This window comes from Shewanella sp. Koi 1 (assembly GCF_052907445.1).
Window position 1 is genome coordinate 433964 of record NZ_JBREJM010000001.1, and the last position, 19708, is coordinate 453671.

Consider the following 19708-nt stretch of genomic DNA (forward strand, 5'->3'; position numbering starts at 1 on the left):
TACTTCCTAGATTTTTCCCAACTTCTCCATTAAAAACTCAATCAATACCGTCACTTTGGTTGGGAGGTATTTTCGCTGCGGATATACGGCATAAATACCATGTTCGGGGAGTGGAAAGTCAGCCAGTATCGTTTGTAAACGCCCTGCCTGTAGATCGGACTCAACAATAAAGCGTGGTAGGTTGGCGATACCGAGTCCATCGAGACAGGCTAGATGGATGGCATCGCTATTATTAACCTGATAGTTCCCTTTGGGTTGGATGCGTTGCATGCCATCGGGACTGTGGAAGCTCCATTCCACACCGTCTTGAAAGTAACTGTAAAACAAGCAGTTGTGTTGAGTTAGCTCGTTAGGAACTATGGGTAAACCGTGCTGCGCTAGATATGCGGGGGACGCGCAAATTACGCTCAAACAAGGGACAATTTTGCGGGCGATAAGGCTGGAGTCGGGCAGTTCGCCAATTCGAATGGCCAGATCGAAGCCGCCTGCGATTAAATCAGTGGTCTTATCATCCATTTGCATTTGCAGTTGAATATCGGGGTAACGTTTTAAAAACTCAGCGATTAAAGGCGCAATATACAAGCGGCCAAATACCATAGGCACGGAAATTCGCAGATTGCCTTTAGGCGTTTGCTGCAGCTCGGAGATTGCATCCAATCCTTCTTGGGTAAGCTGCACAGCGGGGCGAATATATTCGAAATAGCGCGCGCCAGCATCCGTCAGGCTCAAACTGCGAGTGGTACGTTGTAATAGTTGAATCCCTATGTGTTGCTCCAGTTGCGTAATACGCTTGCTGATGGCCGATTTGCTCAGCCCAAGTTTTTGTCCTGCGGCGGAAAAACTACCGCATTCCACTACAGAGACAAAAATGGGTAGGGCAGAAAAATGATCCATCAAAGGGCTCCAATGTTGTGGCTGTGAGGTTTTATGCTCAGGCTGATCTGCGGCAATGATAACCCGTGTTGGAGCACTCCTCTGGAAAGAGGTGCCTGAGCGAATCTAATTACTGTTGAGATATGCTCAACAATGGGTTTCATGTATGCGGTATTATCAATCTTAAACCAAGATAGTAGCCTATTTTGCAACTAAAAACCTATTCCCTTGGTGTTGAAGGCGCTAAAGCAGTATTGGCAGATAGACTTGCTAACTATGCTCTGTTTTTTGTGTGCCTTCGCGTTAGATTTTGGGTGTTGTATAGTACTGTGCTGCTTGTCTTGACGGATTAAGCCGTGCCTTTAGTGTGTCGTTAGGAGTCGTATGTCATCTTTAACCCCGAATCATGCTGCCGCTTTACCCTATACTTGGGTGCTTTTCGATGCAGATGAAACTCTCTTTTATTTCGATGCTTTCGAAGGGCTTAAGCGTATGTTTTCAGGCTTTGGTGTCGATTTTACTCGGGTCGATTTCGAAGAATATCAAAGTGTAAACAAGCCGTTATGGGTTGCGTATCAGGATGGCAAGATCAGCGCCGCCGAACTGCAAACCATACGTTTTGAGCCATGGGCGGCAAAGCTTGCGCTGACCCCGCAAGTCTTAAACAGTGCATTTTTAACGGCGATGGCCGAGATTTGTGCGCCCTTGCCCGGCGCCCGAGAATTATTGGCCGCGCTGCAGGGAAAAGCCAAAATGGGGATCATCACCAATGGTTTTACCGAGTTGCAAACAGTGCGTTTAGAGCGTACTGGTTTACAGCATCATTTTGATATTTTAGTGATTTCAGAAAAAGTGGGCATGGCTAAACCCGATGTCGGTATCTTTGAATACGCCCTCGAGTTGATGGGCCAGCCCGCGCGCGAACAAGTGTTGATGGTGGGCGATAATCCGCATTCAGATATTCAAGGCGGCATCAACGCGGGATTCCACACCTGTTGGTATAACGTCCATGGGCACGCAGCCCCCGCAGGTATTCGCCCGCACTTTCAAGTCGCCTCCCACCATGAGCTACAGCAGAAGCTCATGCCATTACTCGCTTAGCCTCCAAAAAACCAAAAGCCCTTTAAAAGGGCTTTTGGTTTTAGATAACACAAGCAACATTATTCTACGTTCTGGATCTGCTCGCGCATTTGTTCGATGAGTACTTTGAGCTCGACGGCGGCGGCGGTGATTTCGGTGCTAATGGATTTTGAGGCGAGGGTGTTAGATTCGCGGTTAAATTCCTGCATCATAAAATCTAAGCGACGGCCTTCGCTGCCACCTTTTTTGAGGATGCGGCGGGCTTCGGTGACATGAGCTTCGAGTCTGTCCATCTCTTCGGCCACATCTTGTTTTTGTGCTAATAGGATCATCTCTTGCTCGATGCGGGCGGGGTCGAGTTCACCTTTGATCTCAGCGAGGCGATTAGTGAGTTTATCGCGCTGATACTCCATCACTTTAGGCATGTGCTCGCGCACGATAGCGATTTGTTCTTCGACGCCTTCTAAACGGCTTAACAGCATGTCTTTAATCGCTGCACCTTCGCGGCCACGGGCTTCGATAAACTGGTCTATCGCTAAATCGAAAGCCGTTAATAGCTCGGCGCCTATGGCGTCCATATCTTGCTCTGAGCTTGAGAGCACGCCTGGCCAGCGTAAAATGTCAGTCAGGCTGACTTCGCCTTGGCCGGCTTCTTGTTTTAACCAGCTGGCAGCGTCGAGCAACTGCTTGGCTAACCCTTGGTTTAATTTGAGTTCGTTATTGCTGTTATCGGCTAACTCGTAGCGTAAATTGACCTCGACTTTACCGCGGCTTAAGCGTTTACGCAGGCGATCGCGCAGTACGGGTTCAAAGCTGCGGAATTGTTCTGGCAGACGTAGGTAAGTTTCGAGATAACGCTGGTTGACTGAGCGAATTTCCCAAGAGGCAGTGCCCCATTGTGCTTTGTGCTCGATGCGAGCGTAGGCTGTCATGCTTTGGATCATGGGATTGTCCTGATGGTTGAATCGTCATATTGATAGGCGATTATAGAGTCAATGGCTTTAGGATTAAAGGCATACAGTATACTGCGAAGGGAAAGCTTGAGTTGTAAATGGCGGAGTTTGCCAGAGAATTGCCCTAGGCATGGCATCCTCAGGCACAAATCCCTATAATATGCAGCCAAAATCGGTCAATGACTCAGAATACAGGAATCTCGCATGCGTCCAAGTAACAGAACGCCAGCACAAACACGTCCCATCACTATCACTCGCCAGTTTACGGCCCACGCCGAAGGTTCTGTGTTAGTGGAGTTTGGCGAAACCAAAGTACTTTGTACCGCCAGTTTTACTGAGGGTGTGCCACGTTTCCTTAAAGGTCAGGGACAAGGCTGGGTGACGGCGGAATACGGTATGTTGCCACGTTCAACCCACAGCCGTATGGACCGTGAAGCGGCTCGCGGCAAGCAATCTGGTCGTACTCAAGAGATCCAGCGTCTGATTGGCCGTGCACTGCGTGCTTGCGTCGATATGAAAGCCCTTGGTGAAAACACTATCGTTATTGATTGTGATGTGATCCAAGCCGATGGCGGTACTCGCACCGCATCTATCACAGGTGCCTGTGTGGCTCTTGTGGATGCACTGAACTGGGCCCGTGGTAAGGGCATTATCAAGTCTAACCCACTGAAGTTTTTGATTGCTGCGGTCAGCGTAGGTATCTACAACGGTGAAGCGATCAGCGATCTCGAATATGTGGAAGACAGCGCGGCCGAAACCGATATGAACGTAGTCATGACGGAAACCGGTAAGATTATTGAAATCCAAGGTACGGCCGAAGGTGAGCCGTTTAGCCATGAAGAATTGATTGAGCTTCTCGGGTTGGCGAAGAACAGTATTCGCGAAATCGTCGATGTGCAGAAAGCCGCATTGAATTAATTGTTGTTGATAAGAAGCCCCGTTATGGGGCTTTTTATTAAATCAATATTGCTATAACCCAATAAAAATAGAACGTTAAAGTCGTAAGGAGAGATTGTGAAAGCCTATCAACGTGAGTTTATTGAATTTGCCCTAGAGCGTCAGGTACTGCGATTCGGTGAGTTTACCCTTAAATCGGGCCGTATCAGTCCTTATTTCTTTAATGCGGGTTTATTCAATACTGGACGGGACCTTGCGCGTTTAGGACGTTTTTATGCGGCGGCGTTAGTGGATTCCGGCATAGAGTACGATCTGTTGTTTGGCCCTGCTTACAAAGGTATTCCGATTGCGACCACAACTGCGGTGGCCTTGTGCGAACACCACTATATCGATATTCCCTACTGCTTTAACCGTAAAGAGAAAAAAGATCACGGTGAAGGCGGCAGCTTAGTCGGTAGCGAGCTTAAAGGTCGGGTGATGCTGGTGGACGATGTGATCACCGCAGGTACGGCGATTCGTGAGTCGATGGAAATCATCGAGGCTCATCAGGCTCAGCTGGCAGGCGTATTAATCGCGCTGGATAGACAAGAGAAGGGCAAGGGCGAACTGTCGGCCATCCAAGAAGTTGAGCGTGATTTTGGCTGCGGTATTGTGGCGATCATCAAACTGGCCGATCTGATCAGCTATCTGTCAGGAAAACCGGGTATGGAAGCGCAACTGGCAGCGGTAAGCCAGTACCGTGAGCAGTATGGCATCGAGGCCTAATAAGGCTTAAGCGGGTTATAAACCGCTAAAACAAAAACGCTGCGATTCATCAAGAATGGCAGCGTTTTTTTATGCACTGATTAAATTTAACAGCTTATTTGGATTGATTTAAAAACTCGGCACGGGTGGCGGGGTTAGATTTAAAAATCCCCCCTAGGGCGGTGGTCGTGGTGGAGCTGGTGGAGTCCATCACGCCGCGGGATTTTACGCAGTAATGCACCGCATCCATTTTCACTGCGACGTCTTTGGTTTCGAGTAGGGTTTGCAAGGCAACTAACACTTGCTGAGTTAAACGCTCTTGTACCTGCGGACGCTGGGAGAAGAAACGTACTATGCGGTTAATCTTTGATAAACCGATAATTTTCTTACGTGGAATATAAGCGATTGTCGCTGTGCCATCGATAGTGACTAAGTGATGCTCACAGGTACTGGTTAGGCTGATGTCCTGCACGCGCACCATCTCATCAAAGCCCATTTTGTTATCAATGACAGTGATCTTCGGGAAGTTCTCATAGTCTAAGCCGGAGAAAATTTCGTCGACATACATTTTGGCGATGCGGCGTGGAGTATCGGCAAGACTGTCATCGGAAAGATCCAGTGACATTAGCGTCAGGATTTCCTTCATATGGAATTCAATCTTGTCCTTACGCTCTTCAGGCGTAAACACATTGGGGAGCATGGGGGTTTCAAGTCCGCGTTCTTGTAGGGCGGCTTGTACTTTTACTGCTGCTTCACTTAATGCCATCTTATCCTCCACTACTGCAGTAGCGGCTATCACTGAAAACCTAGCACCCTAAACTGAGTTTGTACAATGGGTGAACTCAGGTACAAATCGACTGGTTCTTATCTGGGTAAGAACAAGGTGGGGGAGAATAGCGCGAATTGCGGATAATTCATACCAAAAAACGCTCACGCTGAAGATGAAAAAGCCGATAGTCCTTATCGATTATCGGCTCCTTGAGGCGCTAAAACATCATTATCTTGATGAAGATAGTAGTTATTTTAGTGAGTACTAAAGTTTAAGGTTGGTTTTTAAGAAGCTTAGCATCTGATCGTAATACTTGGCTCTATGGCTATCATCATAAAAACCATGGCCTTCGTTATCCATCACCAGTTTTTGATAGGGATAATTATGGGCCTTGAGGGCTTTTTCGAGTGATTCGAGTTGCTCAATCGGCGCTCGCTCATCGTCACCGCCGTGCACCAGTAAGAGGTTCGCTTTTAATTTAGCTACGTTCTCAGAGGGAGACATGGCTTTTAGGATGGCTTTATCTTGGCCAAGTACGTCCTTAAGATAGCTTGTGCCTGAACGTGTTCTGGCGACGTCACCTTCATCAAACATCAATTCCAGATCATACACACCGGCAAACCCAACCGCGCATTTAAACATATCGGGTGCTAATACCGCACTTTGCAAGGCGCTATAGCCGCCAAAGCTACCGCCTGCGATACACACCCGTTCCTTATCGGCAAGGCCTTGGTCAATCACATATTGAGTGGCATCGATAATATCGTGCTGAATATCCGAGCCCCATTTTTGATAGCCAGCTTGCTCGAAGCGCTCGCCATAACCACCTGAGCCACGGAAGTTTACCTGCAACACCGCCATACCATTTTGAGCAAGTAGTTGGTTTTGTGAGTCAAACCCCCACCAGTCACGAACGCCATGGGGGCCACCATGGGGATTGACGACCAGAGGTAAATTTTTGGCTTCTTTTCCATTGGGTAAGGTTAAGTAGCCATGGATTTTCTGGCCATCACGGTTAGTGAAACTAATTGGTTTAACCTCCGCCATTTTTTCGGGGTCGAGCCATTTACGGGCGGCTGCCAGATACTCTAGCTTGAGCTTTTTCGTATCAAACAAATAGTAATCACCGGGATTGCGATCGTTAAATGCAATCACCACCAATTGTTCGCCATTACGGGTTTCGCTGACGATTTGCACTTGATGCCCCGGCAGGGCCGCGAGTAAATCCTTAAGCAGTTTGGCATGGTTATCGTTGTTATCGACAAAGGCATAACTGGGGTAGCCATTTTCAAACTCAACGGCATAGAGCTGTTTGTTTGTGCCATTGATCCAGAAGTTGCTCGGATCGACCACTTCATCTTGAATGATTTCCGCTTTATCGCCTGTTTCGAGATTGATGCGATATACGCCTAAGGTTTCATTACCCACGCGGCCTGCGGCATAAATGCTATTTTTATTATCGGCGAAGGAGATAGGCGTAAAATCATTTAAGCCAAGGTTGAGTTTGTCGGTGTTTACCCATTCGCCATCTTTGCGGTAAAAGACTTTAGTAATGTTTTTGCCATCTTCCCCAGCCACAAAGCGGACTTCACCCTCATGGTCAGTCATAAAGCGTGCTTGGCCAATGGGAGAGCCTGTAATCCGCTTACGCGTGCCGTTAAATAGATCTACGCGGTAGACATCCTGTAGCAGTTCAAAGTTTAAGTTCGATTCATTATTCCAAGGAATCGCATTGACCAGCATATAACGCTCGTCATCAGGCAGAGGATCGAGAATAAAGGCGGTGGCGCGCATTGGGGTGTTTTTCTTGATATTCGAGCCGGTTTGTTGCTCGCCGCTGTTATAGCCGAATAGGTACGCCTTGCGAGAACCATCGGCGTTGACCGCCATTAATTCGCCGTAGTATTGGGGTACATCGGTCCAGCCCTTAAGATATTCTTTTGCCAGTACAATGCGCTCGCTATTAGCCCATTCATAGGTGCCTACCTGCGCGTTGCTCGGGAAGCGAATTGCGTTAAGCAGTTTTTTGGTTTGGGCATCGAGTACTAAGAGGACATTCTTGCCTTCGACACTGGTGATTGCACTTAAGTATTTGCCGGTAGGCGAGATTTTGACGTTAGAGTACTCGTTACCGCGACTGAATAATTGGGATTGTGACAGGGCATTTGTCGCCGAGGTTTCGGCCGCTAATGTGCTGAAAGGCATAATAGGCAAGCAAATTACGGCCAATGCAGCAAATGGCAAAGATTTCATCTGACATCCTTGTAATATTATTGTGGTTTTTGTTTTGTAAATGTTTACTCGAGATTAAAACAAAAGAAATACCGATACAAGGAGTAGGGGATAAAAGAAAGGACGGTGATTACCGTCCTTTGTATTGAAAAATCATTAGCTTTGTAACAGCTGATGCTGAATAAAGCGCCACTGTTCATCGAAGTGTTGTGTCGGTTTGAGTTTAAACTCACTACGCACAAATTGAGCAATTCGCCCTTCGGCGAAGGCTAATAGCAAATTAGCTAAAATAGCCTCATCTAAATTAAAGCCTTTACCTTCACGCAGGGTTTTTTCCCGCAGGATTTGCTTGAGTTGGGTTTCAATTTTGGCAAATAGGGTGCTGATACGACTGCGTAGACGCTCGTTTTCACCTAAGAGTGCATCGCCATTGAGTACCCGAGAGATCCCAGGGTTGCGCTCGGCGAAAATCAACAGCAGCTGTAGCACTAATTGGCAACGTCTCATGGTGTCTTTTTCATCGTCCATGATGATGTTGATGCGGGAGAGTAATGACTCTTCAATAAACTCAATTAACCCTTCAAACATACGCGCCTTACTCGGAAAGTGGCGATAGAGTGCCGCTTCCGATACACCGACCTCAGAGGCGAGTTTCGCGGTGGTAATACGTTGTCCTGGGCTGGTTTCTAGCATTTGCGCTAGGCATTGCAGTATGTGTTCACGACGATTAATTTTTGGGCTTACAGCCATTGCAGTATCCTTGCTCAATATCGATGCCGGTTATTTAGTGCCAGAATGGCCAAATCCACCTTCACCACGATCTGAGCTGTCGAACTCATCAACGAGTTTGAATTGTGCTTGTACCACAGGAACAAACACGAGTTGTGCGAGACGATCACCAATTTCTAAAGTGAATGGGGTATCGCTGCGGTTCCAGCAAGAGACCATCAAGGGACCTTGATAATCTGAATCGATAAGCCCAACCAGATTTCCGAGTACGATACCGTGTTTATGGCCAAGGCCTGAACGGGGCAGGATCACGGCGGCAAGGCCTGGGTCTGCCACGTGGATGGCGATGCCAGTAGGGATTAATTGAGTCTCACCCGGGGCTATCGTCATTGTGGTATCTATCATGGCGCGAAGATCCATTCCCGCGCTGCCTGGTGTGGCATAGGCGGGCAGGGGAAATTCAGAGCCAATACGGGAATCGAGGATCTTTAATTCAATCGGTGTTTTCATTTATTTTGTTTTTTCTTTCACTATCAACGAAAGTAATTGCCGAGCCAACGTGAGCTTATCGGTAGCAGGCAAATCTTGACTACCCTGCGGCCAGAATACACGCAGGGCATTGGCATCGGCATTAAAGCCAAGACCAGCAACGGATACATCGTTTGCGGCGATCATATTCAAATTTTTGCGTTTGAGTTTATCGCGGGCGTAGGCTTCTACATCATGGGTTTCGGCGGCAAATCCCACCACAAAAGGACGGGTTGCCAAGCTTGCGACCGTCGCTAAGATATCAGGATTCCTCACCAGCGCAAGTTGCATTTCTTCGGCGGACTTTTTGATCTTACAGTCCGCAATATCGCTGACGCGATAGTCGGCAACCGCCGCGCAGCCGATAAAAATATCTTTTTTATCAACATTATCCATCACAGCATCGAGCATGTTTTGCGCCGATTCAACATTGATTCGCGTCACCCCTTCAGGCGTGGCTAAATTTACTGGTCCTGCGACCAAGGTCACAGCGGCGCCCATCTCGGCGGCGGCTTTTGCTAAGGCGAATCCCATCTTTCCTGAGCTGTGATTAGAGATATAACGCACCGGATCAATCGCTTCGCGGGTTGGCCCTGCGGTAATGAGCACCGACTGGCCAGCTAGAGGCTGTGAGGAGACATCTTTTGTTGCAAAAAAGTCTGTTGCCAGCTCGGCAATCTCAAGCGGTTCGAGCATACGGCCAGGGCCGACTTCGCCGCAGGCTTGGCTGCCGCTGGCGGGGCCCCACAGGGTATAACCGCGGCCTTGTAAACTGGTTAAATTGGCTTGAGTGGCCGCATTGCGATACATCTGCTGATTCATCGCAGGGCACAGGGCTATTGGTGCTTCGGTCGCAAGGCAAGTCGTAGTGATAAGCTCATCCGCCATGCCGGCATTGATACGGGCCAGCAAATTCGCCGTGGCAGGGGCGATAATCACTAAATCCGCCCAGCGCGCCAGCTCGATATGACCCATTGCCGCTTCGGCAGCGGGATCGAGTAAGCTTGATGCCACTGGATGGCCTGATAAGGCTTGCAACGTGAGTGGGGTAATAAATTCCATGGCGCTCTGGCTCATTACCACACGCACATCAAAGCCGCGTTCTTTTAAGCGGCGCACTAAATCCGCACTTTTGTAGGCCGCAATGCCGCCACCAATACCCAGTAGGACGTTTTTCGTTATCAGGCTCACAGACATTATCCGAGATTGAAATAATGTTGCCAACCATACCACAAAGCGACTAATTGGCGTGACTGTCCCAGTTCAAAAAATCTCGTCCATACTTGTCTAAAGTAAAAATTCGCGCTGACAGGGAGGTCGTATGGCGATTAAGGATTGGCCCGAGGGTGAAGGCCCACGGGATAAATTATTAGTAAAAGGCGCCGCCCATCTCTCGGATGCAGAATTACTGGCCGTTTTACTGCGAAATGGGTTGAGCGGATTGAATGCAGTCGACCTCGCACGCTCACTGATCCATGAATTTGGTGGATTAAGAAGCTTACTTTGCGCACCAAAGCATCAGGTGTGTCGACTTCCGGGCGTGGGACCTGTAAAATACGCCCAGCTTCAAGCCGCGGCTGAATTAGCGAGGCGTGTGGCACAAGAAAACCTGCAGAGAGGTCAGGTTTTGACAAATCCCGATTTAACTCGGGATTATTTAATGAGACAATTAGCTGACCGCTCCTATGAAGTGTTCGCAATTTTGCTGCTGGATAGCCAGCATAGAGTGATTCAATTCGTCGAATTATTCCGCGGAACAATAGATTCAGCTTCGGTGTATCCACGTGAAGTGGTGAGCCTAGTGCTGGAAAAAAAGGCTGCTGCCGTCATAGTGTGTCACAATCATCCGTCTGGTATTGCCGAGCCCAGTCAGGCTGACAGACGAATAACTGAGCGATTAAAAAATGCGTTAGCAACCATAGACGTATCCTTACTGGACCATATGGTTGTTGGTGATCGAGAGATAGTTTCCTTCGCGGAACGAGGTTGGATTAATTAATCTAACGCTTGATCTTACCTCTATGATCGTGTATAAAATGCGCCCTCTTTGTGCCTCGGGCGACGGCCATACGAGGTACATTAATGCTCGAGCGTTAAAATTGTTTTTTGGAGAAGACTGACATGTCAAGAGTATGCCAAGTTACTGGCAAGAAGCCGATGGTTGGTAACAACCGTTCGCACGCAAAAAACGCGACCCGTCGTCGTTTTTTACCTAACCTGCAAAACCACCGTTTTTGGTTAGAAGAAGAAAAACGTTTCGTACAGTTACGTGTATCTACTAAAGGTATCCGTCTGATCGATAAGAAAGGTATTGAAGTTGTTGTTGCTGAACTTCGTGCCCGTGGCGAGAAGGTGTAATAGATCATGGCTAAAGCTAAAGGTAATCGTGAGAAGATCAAATTAGTTTCTACAGCTAAAACTGGTCACTTCTACACAACTGAAAAAAACAAGCGTAACATGCCAGAAAAAATGGAAATCAAAAAATTTGATCCAGTTATTCGTCAGCACGTTATCTACAAAGAAGCAAAAATCAAGTAATCCTTGTTTAGTGTTTCGAGAAAAGCCCCTTATCTAAGGGGCTTTTTTTTGGTCTTTTTCCGCCTTTAGTCATCAAGTTGAGATAAATCTATCCGACACTGGATCTGCATTGCTTATACCAATCACATTAAATATCTAATCAGTTCAGAGCCTCACAGGCATTTCAATCCAAGGCGCATTGACGCAGAAATGGTCATTCCCTTTTAAGTCAATGCAACACCGGAGTGGGATGCCTGTGTGGCTCCCAAAGGGCGGCTGATGTTCACTGTATGGCTACGCGCTTTATACTGCGTTTAAGGCTTTCGACAGAGCACCACTATGCCTTCAAGCCTTCGCCTAGTCTAAAGCGCGTTGAATTCCCGCTGAATGAACAGATATTTAATACGATTGGTATTAATTGCCCATGGTTAAAAAAATGTGAATTTTTATCAAAGGTGCAATTTTTTGAAAATATAAGCACTTTATTGTATTAAAACTGCATTTTAATGAGAATAAATTCTTTATTGGTGAATTAAAATGCAATACTATACGCGGGTTTTCGTTATTCACTCCTGGTAAGCCATTATGGGGTTGCCAGCTTAAATATGAGGTGTAAACAACGCGTGCGTACCACTGAACTGGTTGATGGATTTCGTCATTCCGCCCCTTACGTCAATGCCCATAGAGGGAAAACCTTTGTGGTGATGCTGGGTGGAGAAGCTTTGGCACAAAATCAATTTCGCGGCATTCTGAATGACGTGGCGTTGTTGCACAGTTTAGGCATTAAAGTGGTGTTGGTGTATGGCGCGAGGCCGCAAATTGATGCAGCGTTAGCCGCTAATGGGATTGAACCCGCCTACCATGATGGTGTACGTATCACCGATGAAGACTCGCTAAAAGTGATTAAGCAAGTGGCGGGCGCATTGCAGTTTGATATTACGGCGCGTTTATCCATGAGCTTAAGCAATACGCCCATGCAAGGCGCACAAATCAACTTAGTCAGCGGTAACTTTGTCATTGCCCAGCCCTTAGGGGTCGATAATGGCGTGGATTTTTGTTTAAGCGGCAAGGTGCGCCGGATTGATGCGCAGGGGCTTAAGCGTCAGCTCGATAATCACTGTATCGTATTGATGGGGCCGATTGCTGCATCCGTTACTGGCGAAAGCTTTAACCTCACCGCCGAAGAGATTGCCACTCAGGTTGGATCAAGCTTAAGGCCGACAAGATGATCGGCTTTAGTTCGCAAAACGGCATCCTCGATCGCAATGGCGATGTGATTGCCGAATTAATGCCAAATGACGCGCAAAACATTCTGACTAAGCTCGCTGAGCAAGGTTCGGCCTGTATTGGTACTATGGCCTTCCTCAAGGCGAGTATTGATGCGTGCCGCAATGGTGTGCCGCGTTGTCATTTGGTCAGTTACCTCGATGACGGTGCATTGCTGCAGGAGTTGTTCTCCCGTGAAGGCATAGGTACGCAAATCGTGACCGAAAGCGCTGAGCGTTTACGCCGCGCATCGATTAGCGATATCGGCGGTATCTTGAACCTTATTCGTCCATTGGAAGAACAAGGCATTTTAGTGCGCCGGAGTCGTGAGCAGCTTGAGATTGAGATCGAGCAGTTTATGTTGATTGAGCGAGACGGCTTAGTCATTGGCTGTGCGGCCCTGTATCCCTTTGAAGAGGATAACGCAGGGGAGTTTGCCTGCTTGGTGGTGCATCCAGATTATCGCGATGCGGATAGGGGCAGTTTGTTGCTGAAAAATATTATAGGTCAGGCGCGTAGCCGTGGTTATTCGCGTTTGTTTGCCTTGACTACCCGCAGCATTCACTGGTTTTTAGAACATGGCTTTGTGATTGAAGATGTGGATGCATTGCCGCAGAAGAAAAAGCAGCTGTATAACTATCAGCGCCGCTCTAAAATTCTCGCCCTTGATCTGTAAGCTTTTTACGCTTGATAAGATGCCAGCCTAGCGCTGGCATTTTTGTTGACATAATATGTCTTTGTTGGCAGATTAAGCTTTTCTTCCTTAAGGACTGCCCACCATGGTGACTCAGTTTTTCTCCCTCGCGCCTCTGACTCAAACTTCAATTTTAAGCTTTATTATCTTGCTGTTAGGTTTAGCTGGCGTACTGTGGATGTTGTGGGTTAAACCTATGCCGAAAGTGGCTAAATCGGCGAGCTTAGGCATCTTGTTAGTAATGATTGGCGGATTTTCTTGGGTGTTTTATCAATCCCATAATGCTGAAATCGCGCTAACCGACACCGAGCTAAAACTCGATATTCCCTTCTATAAAGTGCAATTAGCACGCTCCGAACTGTTGGTCGAGCAGGCGCGTCTTATCGACTTGAAGCTGGAGGCGGATTTGGTACCCAGCTTTAAAACCAATGGTATCGGTATGCCAGGGTTTCAACTCGGCTGGTTTAATTTGAAGGGGAAGGGCAAGGCATTTGTGGCAGTGACGGATAAATCCGAGCTAGTGTTAGTGCCAACGACGCGAGGCTACAATCTGCTCTTATCTGTACCCGAGGGCGAGAAATTTTTAGCCCAACTACAAAAGTAGCAGGTCCAGTACACTTACCACTACTTTTGTAACCATTGGCTACGGCGCGATATTATCGCGCCGTTTTGCGTTTATAGGCCATATCGAAGGTGAACACCAGCAGGGCGCTCCAGATAAAACCAAAGGTGATGCTCTTCTCGGCATCGAAGGGTTCATTGAATAAGGTTACCGCGAGGATAAACATAATACTCGGGCCGATATATTGGAAAAAGCCGAGCATAGACAATGGAATACGTACCGCTGCACCGGCAAAACACAATAGTGGAATCGTGGTAACAATCCCGGCTGCTATCAACAATAAATTAAGGTGCCAATCGTTGGTGAGCATATTCGCCGTGGCGCTATCTAAGGTTGCGACCAGATAAACCAATGCGACCGGTAGTAGGATGGCGGTTTCGACTAGCAGACCCGATTTAGCATCCACATTGACCTTTTTACGCAGCAGAGCATATACCCCGAAGGTGCCCGCTAAGGCGAGGGAGACAATAGGGATTGAGCCGAATGAGACTAATTGGATCAGCACGCCAGTACTCGCCAGCGCGACGGCAAACCATTGCAACTTACGTAATCTTTCCCCTAAAAACAGCATGCCGAGCAGCACATTCAGTAGGGGATTAATAAAGTAACCCAAGCTGGCATCGAGCATATGATCGTTATTCACTGCCCAGATAAAAATCAACCAGTTGGCTGCAATTAATAGGGAGGTGATGGTGAGCACGAGTAGCTGTTTTGGCTGTTTAAACAGCTGGCGCAGTTTTCCAAAGCCACCGATAAACAGCATGATGATCACCATAAATACAAATGACCAGATCACCCGATGCAGTAAAATTTCGGTCGCCGAAACATGGTGGAGTAGTTTGAAATATAAGGGCGCAAATCCCCACATACAGTAAGCACTGACGGCAAGTAGGATCCCTTTGCGGTATTCGGTATCAGGCATGAGACATCTTCGAAGGACAACAGGACGGCGATTGTAGGAGGCTATGGGAATTGACTCAAGGTGTGTACAGCCGCCTTTTTCGTTACAGGATGTCTCTGATGACGAGTGCTCGAAATGAATAAGAGGGAAACAGCTGAATAATCAAGGTGTTTCCCTTTGGTTTATTGATGTTGAATGCGGTAAAGAAATCTTGAAAAAACGATGGGTGACAACGGACTATCCCACCATATAAGTGCCAGTGCCGAAGGCGATATGGGTTCCTTGCTCGTTGTGTAACTCCATTCGGCAGACCGAGACGCGATTGCCGGCTCGGATCACACTGCCAGTGCCAGTGAAAATCTGTCCACGCCCGGGGCGCAGGTAATCGACACGCATATCAATAGTGCCTAAGGTTTGCAGCCGTTGCTGTAACTCTTCAACCGTCCAATCATCACGGCTAGCGACCAGTCCTGCAAAGGCGGTGAGCCCTCCTACGACATCAAGCACTGTGGCGGTGACACCACCGTGGAGAATTTGTTGATGAATATTGCCAATGAGCTCTGGCTTCATATTGATCACCACTTCAACGCCATCTATGTCGTATCGCTTGATATCCAGACCCAATAAATTATGAAACGGTACGTGCTGGTCAAACACTTCGGCAACTCGTTTGAGTACTTCGGCTTGAATTGGGGTTGTCATGCTGTTCGTCCTTGTAGGCTGTAGGGCTTCTTAGAATAGGGTCGAAGCGGGCGCAATGGCATTCGACTTAGAGCAATTAATCTACCGCTAAGCCTATGTCTAATGCAACTTAAGCCGCTGTGCAGGCAAATCGTCTTAGGTGTTGTGATGAGCAGTGGAAGTAGGCTAAGCCTATCCTCTAGTTGTTGGCGTGGGCCAGTTTGGGCAAGATGGCGCAAGACAGGAGCGATTCTGTCCTTTAGAATAGGCGCCCTTACTTTTTAGCTAGAAGATCCATGGAAACTCAGTTACTCGACATACATGATGATCCGCTGTCACAACGCCTAGCGCAGGTGTTTGGTTACCGTGACTTTAGGGACGGTCAGCGCGAAGTTATCGAACGTGTATGCAGTGGTGAGGACTGCCTTGTGATCATGCCCACCGGCGGCGGTAAGAGTCTGTGTTACCAGTTGCCTGCACTGCTGATGCCTGGCATCACTATCGTGGTTTCACCACTGATTTCATTGATGAAAGATCAGGTCGACAGCCTGTTGCAGACGGGGGTCAATGCCGCTTATTTAAACTCATCGCAGCCGCGGGAACAAAGTTTAGAGGTGCTTAGGCAGTTGCATAGAGGCGAGCTAAAACTGTTGTATGTGTCTCCTGAGCGGTTGCTGACGGCCGATTTTATCGAGCGTATGCGCTCTCTGCCGCTATCGATGTTTGCCATTGACGAGGCGCACTGCATCAGTCAATGGGGACACGATTTTCGTCCCGAATATGCGGCCCTTGGCCAGTTAAAGCAGTTATTTCCCCATGTGCCTATGATGGCACTCACCGCCACAGCGGATCAGGCGACGCGACAAAATATTTGTGAGCGCCTAGGGATTAATCCCTTTAGATTACTATCGAGTTTCGATCGGCCCAATATTCGCTATACGGTTGCCGAAAAGCTCAATGCCGCGAATCAATTACGACAGTTTTTACTGCAACAAAATGGCAGTAGCGGCATAGTCTACTGTAGCAGTCGACGCCGCGTGGATGAGGTGGCAGAAAGGCTCACCCTGCAAGGGTTTCATGCTAAGGCTTACCATGCGGGCATGACGGCAGAAGAGCGCGGCGAAGTGCAGGATAGCTTTCTTAAAGATCAAATTGATATCGTCGTTGCCACCGTGGCCTTTGGCATGGGGATTAACAAATCCAACGTGCGCTTTGTGGTGCATTACGATATCCCGAAGAGCATCGAAGCCTATTATCAAGAAACTGGCCGAGCGGGCCGCGATGGACTCGAGGCCGAAGCCTTTATGCTGTTTGATCCTGCCGATATTGGTCGGGTGCGCCATCTTATCGAGCAGTCTGAGCCAGGGCCGCAGCAGCAAGTGGATTTCCATAAACTCAATACCATGGCTGCATTTGCTGAGGCGCAAACCTGTCGCCGCCAAGTGTTGCTGCATTACTTCGATGAAAGCGCGTTAGAGCCCTGCGGCAACTGCGATATTTGTCTCGACCCACCTAAACGTTATAACGGCACCGAGGATGCGCAGAAGGTGCTTTCTTGCATCTATCGGCTCGGGCAACGTTTTGGTATCAATCACTTGATTGAAGTGTTGCGTGGCTCCAAGGGCGCTGCAATTGTCGACCGAGGACACGATAAACTCAGCACTTGGGGCATAGGCAAAGACAAAAGCCATGAATATTGGTTGAGTGTTATTCGTCAGCTCATCCATTTGGGACTGGCGAGCCAAGATATTACTCGGGGCTCATCCATCACCTTAAATCCTTCAGCCAGACCTATCCTTAAGGGCGAGGTGGCGCTAATGTTGGCAGAGCCGCGCATTCAATTGACGAACATTAAGCGCAAAGTCACTCAGTCGCGAGCGCCGCTGAATTACGACCGCAAACTGTTTGCGAGGCTAAAAGCCCTACGTCGCACCATTGCCGAGGAGCAGGATGTGCCGCCATATTTGGTTTTTAACGATGCGACCTTAGCGGAAATGGCGGCCATGATGCCTACCAGCCCCGGTGAGATGCTGGCCGTTAACGGGGTCGGTGAGCGCAAACTCAGCCGATTTGGCGACGATTTCCTTGATGAGATAGCCGCTTATTTAGCTGGGGAATAATCGCTTTGCGGATCGCTAACCTTGAGTTTGCCTAACTGGTTAATGCTCGCGCGTTTCACCAGAGAATCCAAAGTATCAAACTGCTGCATCACCGCAATCCCAATGTTCACCTTGTGCGTACCCTGCCACATTTGGATGGTCGGCGTTATCTGGCTAACGACTTTCTGTGCGCCGACTGCTGAGGTATAGGGCAGCACAATAACGATGTCATCTATCGAATAACGCAGCAGTGTGTCCTGTTCACGTAGCTTGTCTTGCAGCTTCTCTAGTAAGGGGGGCAGGTCGACTTGGCGTATTTGGCTGGCATTAAACAGCAATAATGACAGCGGATAAGCCCCTTGTTTAGCACTGTGCAGTGTCAGCTCAAGTTGCTCCAGCGGAGGAAGCTCTGAGGAGGCTGTATCGGACGCTGGCGCGCGGTTATTTTGTTTATCGATGAAATACCAGATCGCGCCGCCGAGAAGCCCCATTGCGACTAAAAATAGTGTGCTGTAGGCCCAGTCGACATTGAGTTCACTCAACAATGAGACATTATGGTGTTGTTGTTCATCGTCGTTGAGTTGCTGTAAACCTTGCTGATTTAACCTAGCTTTGAACTGCAAAATCCGAGTGTTATTCATCGACTCGTTGGCCTGCTCCGCGGCATCGAAACGCTTTTGGACAAACTCATAGGCGAGTTTGTAGTTGCCGTGAGTTTGGTAATAATCGCTTAAAATGCCATAAAACCATTTGAGATCAGAGTATTGTCTTAGTGCTTCTGCTTGTTCGATAGCGGAATCCATCAGTGTCAGTGCGGCGTCATCTCTGTGCTGAGCAAAGCGAACCTGAGCTAACAAACGGGTCGAGCGCATCATAGCGACCCGCTGGTTTTGTTGCTTAAAGGTATTCATCGCAATCGAGATATATTCTTCGGCCGTGTCGATTTTCCCTTTATCGAGGGCGATCGATGCCAAAATGGCATAACTATAGGCGAGCTCGAGTGGCGAACCTATTTCTGGCAGCAGAGTTTTGGCTTGTTTTTCCAATTGATCGCTGTAATCGCGTTCGCCATTATCCAGTGCGATCCTGGCTGCATTGATCAGCAGTACGTGCCGTACTTTTCCTTTGGCATCAGCACTTTTTAATGCCAACCTTGTGTAATACATGGCTTGGGGTAAGTCATTGGTTGAATAGAGTAAACTCCCCATAGCGGCATAGATATAAGCCTGTGGCGGCCACACCCAATTTTGGGTTTGCGAATTGATATCGGGATAGATATCGATAGCGATACGTAGATCTTCGATGGCGGAGGAAAAGTTATCCGTATTGATATCGAGTTGGCCCCTGAGCCTGAGTGCATCGATGAGTGCTTGGGGCTGCTGATAACGTCTGGCCAGAGTAATAGCGGAGTCGAGTAGGGGTAAGGCTTCTTGAATGTTGTCGTAGTTCAGATTGGCATCTGCCTGACAATTCAGAAAATAGGGACGTGCCTGATCGAGTTTTAGCTGTTTAGCGCTGGCCTCGCCGAGCTGGGCAAGGTTGATTGCGGCTTCATTTTCCCCTAGTTGCAACAAACTCTGGCATTTAAGCATACTAAGGCGAAGTCTATTAATATCGCTATACTTATCAGTTTCTTGCAGTTTTTCTAAAGCGGTGATTTGCGCGAATGCCTTAGTGGGATACTGGTAAACTTGCTCAGTGAGCGCATCTAAATCTAATTGGTCGTTAGCACTGACCCATAAAGGGCAAAGCCATAACAACAGGCTTAGCGCTAAGACACGAAAATCCATTTTTTGCTCCATACCCTAAATTGATTCAACTATCCGTAACCGCGGGCGAGGATTATAACGTGTATCAAGGTTTTTTTGCATAAAAAATGATTTTTTTGTTTAAATTTTGAGTTGTCGCATTTTGTAGATTTTTCTCTATCAACAAGGGATTAATCGGGTTATGTGTAACGGTTAATCCCCCTGTTTTGCTATTTTGCAGCAAATAACTCGCAGAACATGAAAAAAATTGGGGTTGACACACTTAGGCAAGCGAGTTAAATATTAACCGTCCTTATTTTGAGTCAATAGAATAAATATTTAATTTAAATGAATAGAATTAGCAGCAAACTCGAC

Annotated in this window: 19 protein-coding genes and 1 pseudogene; 10 read left to right on the forward strand and 10 right to left on the reverse strand. The window is 47.9% G+C overall.

All coding sequences use genetic code 11. From position 1 onward, the window contains the following. Positions 1 to 6: 6 nt before the first annotated feature. Positions 7 to 894 (reverse strand): LysR substrate-binding domain-containing protein, encoded by an 888-nt coding sequence (locus ACUZ8J_RS02050; RefSeq protein WP_446692922.1) that lies wholly within the window; start codon positions 892 to 894, stop codon positions 7 to 9. A 363-nt stretch (positions 895 to 1257) separates the two neighbouring features. Here ACUZ8J_RS02050 and yjjG point away from each other — a divergent pair, with 363 nt between their 5' ends. After that, on the forward strand, positions 1258 to 1974 hold the full coding sequence (gene yjjG / locus ACUZ8J_RS02055) for a pyrimidine 5'-nucleotidase (RefSeq protein ID WP_446692923.1): 717 nt from the start codon (positions 1258 to 1260) through the stop codon (positions 1972 to 1974). 59 nt (positions 1975 to 2033) lie between these two features. Here yjjG and ACUZ8J_RS02060 read toward each other — a convergent pair whose 3' ends face one another. Then, positions 2034 to 2897: a YicC/YloC family endoribonuclease gene (locus ACUZ8J_RS02060; RefSeq protein ID WP_109287823.1), complete on the reverse strand. Its 864-nt coding sequence runs from the start codon at positions 2895 to 2897 to the stop codon at positions 2034 to 2036. Positions 2898 to 3110: 213 nt separating this feature from the next. Between ACUZ8J_RS02060 and rph the strand changes: the two genes are divergently transcribed. Then, a complete protein-coding gene (rph, locus tag ACUZ8J_RS02065; RefSeq protein ID WP_011624329.1) occupies positions 3111 to 3824 on the forward strand; it encodes a ribonuclease PH in 714 nt (237 codons plus the stop codon). A gap of 96 nt (positions 3825 to 3920) precedes the next feature. Then, positions 3921 to 4568: an orotate phosphoribosyltransferase gene (gene pyrE, locus ACUZ8J_RS02070; protein ID WP_446692924.1), complete on the forward strand. Its 648-nt coding sequence runs from the start codon at positions 3921 to 3923 to the stop codon at positions 4566 to 4568. 94 nt (positions 4569 to 4662) lie between these two features. On the opposite strand, the gene folE is transcribed toward pyrE, so the two are convergent. The 5 genes from folE to coaBC form a co-directional block, all read right to left on the reverse strand. Continuing rightward, the gene (gene folE, locus ACUZ8J_RS02075; RefSeq protein WP_011624327.1) at positions 4663 to 5313 is read right to left on the reverse strand and encodes a GTP cyclohydrolase I FolE; all 651 of its coding nucleotides are present in this window, start codon (positions 5311 to 5313) and stop codon (positions 4663 to 4665) included. A 267-nt stretch (positions 5314 to 5580) separates the two neighbouring features. Then, complete coding sequence (locus ACUZ8J_RS02080) at positions 5581 to 7569, reverse strand: alpha/beta hydrolase family protein (protein ID WP_446692925.1); 1989 nt, start codon at positions 7567 to 7569, stop codon at positions 5581 to 5583. Positions 7570 to 7704: 135 nt separating this feature from the next. Beyond that, positions 7705 to 8298 carry a nucleoid occlusion factor SlmA gene (gene slmA / locus ACUZ8J_RS02085; protein WP_011624325.1) on the reverse strand — a complete coding sequence of 198 codons (594 nt, stop codon included), beginning with the start codon at positions 8296 to 8298 and terminating at the stop codon, positions 7705 to 7707. Positions 8299 to 8328: 30 nt separating this feature from the next. Next, a complete protein-coding gene (gene dut, locus ACUZ8J_RS02090; protein WP_011624324.1) occupies positions 8329 to 8787 on the reverse strand; it encodes a dUTP diphosphatase in 459 nt (152 codons plus the stop codon). Beyond that, entirely contained in the window at positions 8788 to 10005 is a 1218-nt protein-coding gene (gene coaBC, locus ACUZ8J_RS02095; protein ID WP_446694891.1) for a bifunctional phosphopantothenoylcysteine decarboxylase/phosphopantothenate--cysteine ligase CoaBC, read from the reverse strand. A 121-nt stretch (positions 10006 to 10126) separates the two neighbouring features. Between coaBC and radC the strand changes: the two genes are divergently transcribed. From radC to ACUZ8J_RS02125, 6 genes and pseudogenes are all read left to right on the forward strand, one after another. Next, on the forward strand, positions 10127 to 10804 hold the full coding sequence (gene radC / locus ACUZ8J_RS02100; protein ID WP_011624904.1) for a RadC family protein: 678 nt from the start codon (positions 10127 to 10129) through the stop codon (positions 10802 to 10804). 122 nt (positions 10805 to 10926) lie between these two features. Further along, positions 10927 to 11163 carry a 50S ribosomal protein L28 gene (gene rpmB / locus ACUZ8J_RS02105; protein ID WP_006079870.1) on the forward strand — a complete coding sequence of 79 codons (237 nt, stop codon included), beginning with the start codon at positions 10927 to 10929 and terminating at the stop codon, positions 11161 to 11163. A 6-nt stretch (positions 11164 to 11169) separates the two neighbouring features. Next, the gene (rpmG, locus tag ACUZ8J_RS02110) at positions 11170 to 11343 is read left to right on the forward strand and encodes a 50S ribosomal protein L33 (RefSeq protein ID WP_006079871.1); all 174 of its coding nucleotides are present in this window, start codon (positions 11170 to 11172) and stop codon (positions 11341 to 11343) included. Positions 11344 to 11612: 269 nt separating this feature from the next. Continuing rightward, entirely contained in the window at positions 11613 to 11816 is a 204-nt protein-coding gene (locus ACUZ8J_RS02115; RefSeq protein WP_446692926.1) for a hypothetical protein, read from the forward strand. A 129-nt stretch (positions 11817 to 11945) separates the two neighbouring features. Next, a pseudogene (argA, locus tag ACUZ8J_RS02120) lies at positions 11946 to 13264 on the forward strand (amino-acid N-acetyltransferase). A gap of 103 nt (positions 13265 to 13367) precedes the next feature. Beyond that, positions 13368 to 13886, forward strand: a complete 519-nt coding sequence (locus ACUZ8J_RS02125) for a PH domain-containing protein (protein WP_047534474.1) — start codon at positions 13368 to 13370, stop codon at positions 13884 to 13886. A gap of 52 nt (positions 13887 to 13938) precedes the next feature. Here ACUZ8J_RS02125 and rarD read toward each other — a convergent pair whose 3' ends face one another. Further along, entirely contained in the window at positions 13939 to 14826 is an 888-nt protein-coding gene (gene rarD, locus ACUZ8J_RS02130) for an EamA family transporter RarD (protein ID WP_188871890.1), read from the reverse strand. A gap of 216 nt (positions 14827 to 15042) precedes the next feature. After that, positions 15043 to 15507, reverse strand: a complete 465-nt coding sequence (locus ACUZ8J_RS02135; RefSeq protein WP_037422889.1) for a thioesterase family protein — start codon at positions 15505 to 15507, stop codon at positions 15043 to 15045. Positions 15508 to 15782: 275 nt separating this feature from the next. Here ACUZ8J_RS02135 and recQ point away from each other — a divergent pair, with 275 nt between their 5' ends. Next, a complete protein-coding gene (gene recQ / locus ACUZ8J_RS02140; protein ID WP_446692927.1) occupies positions 15783 to 17606 on the forward strand; it encodes a DNA helicase RecQ in 1824 nt (607 codons plus the stop codon). Here the strand turns inward: recQ and ACUZ8J_RS02145 are convergent. Beyond that, positions 17588 to 19375, reverse strand: a complete 1788-nt coding sequence (locus tag ACUZ8J_RS02145; protein ID WP_446692928.1) for a hypothetical protein — start codon at positions 19373 to 19375, stop codon at positions 17588 to 17590. The genes recQ and ACUZ8J_RS02145 overlap by 19 nt on opposite strands. Positions 19376 to 19708: the final 333 nt, after the last annotated feature.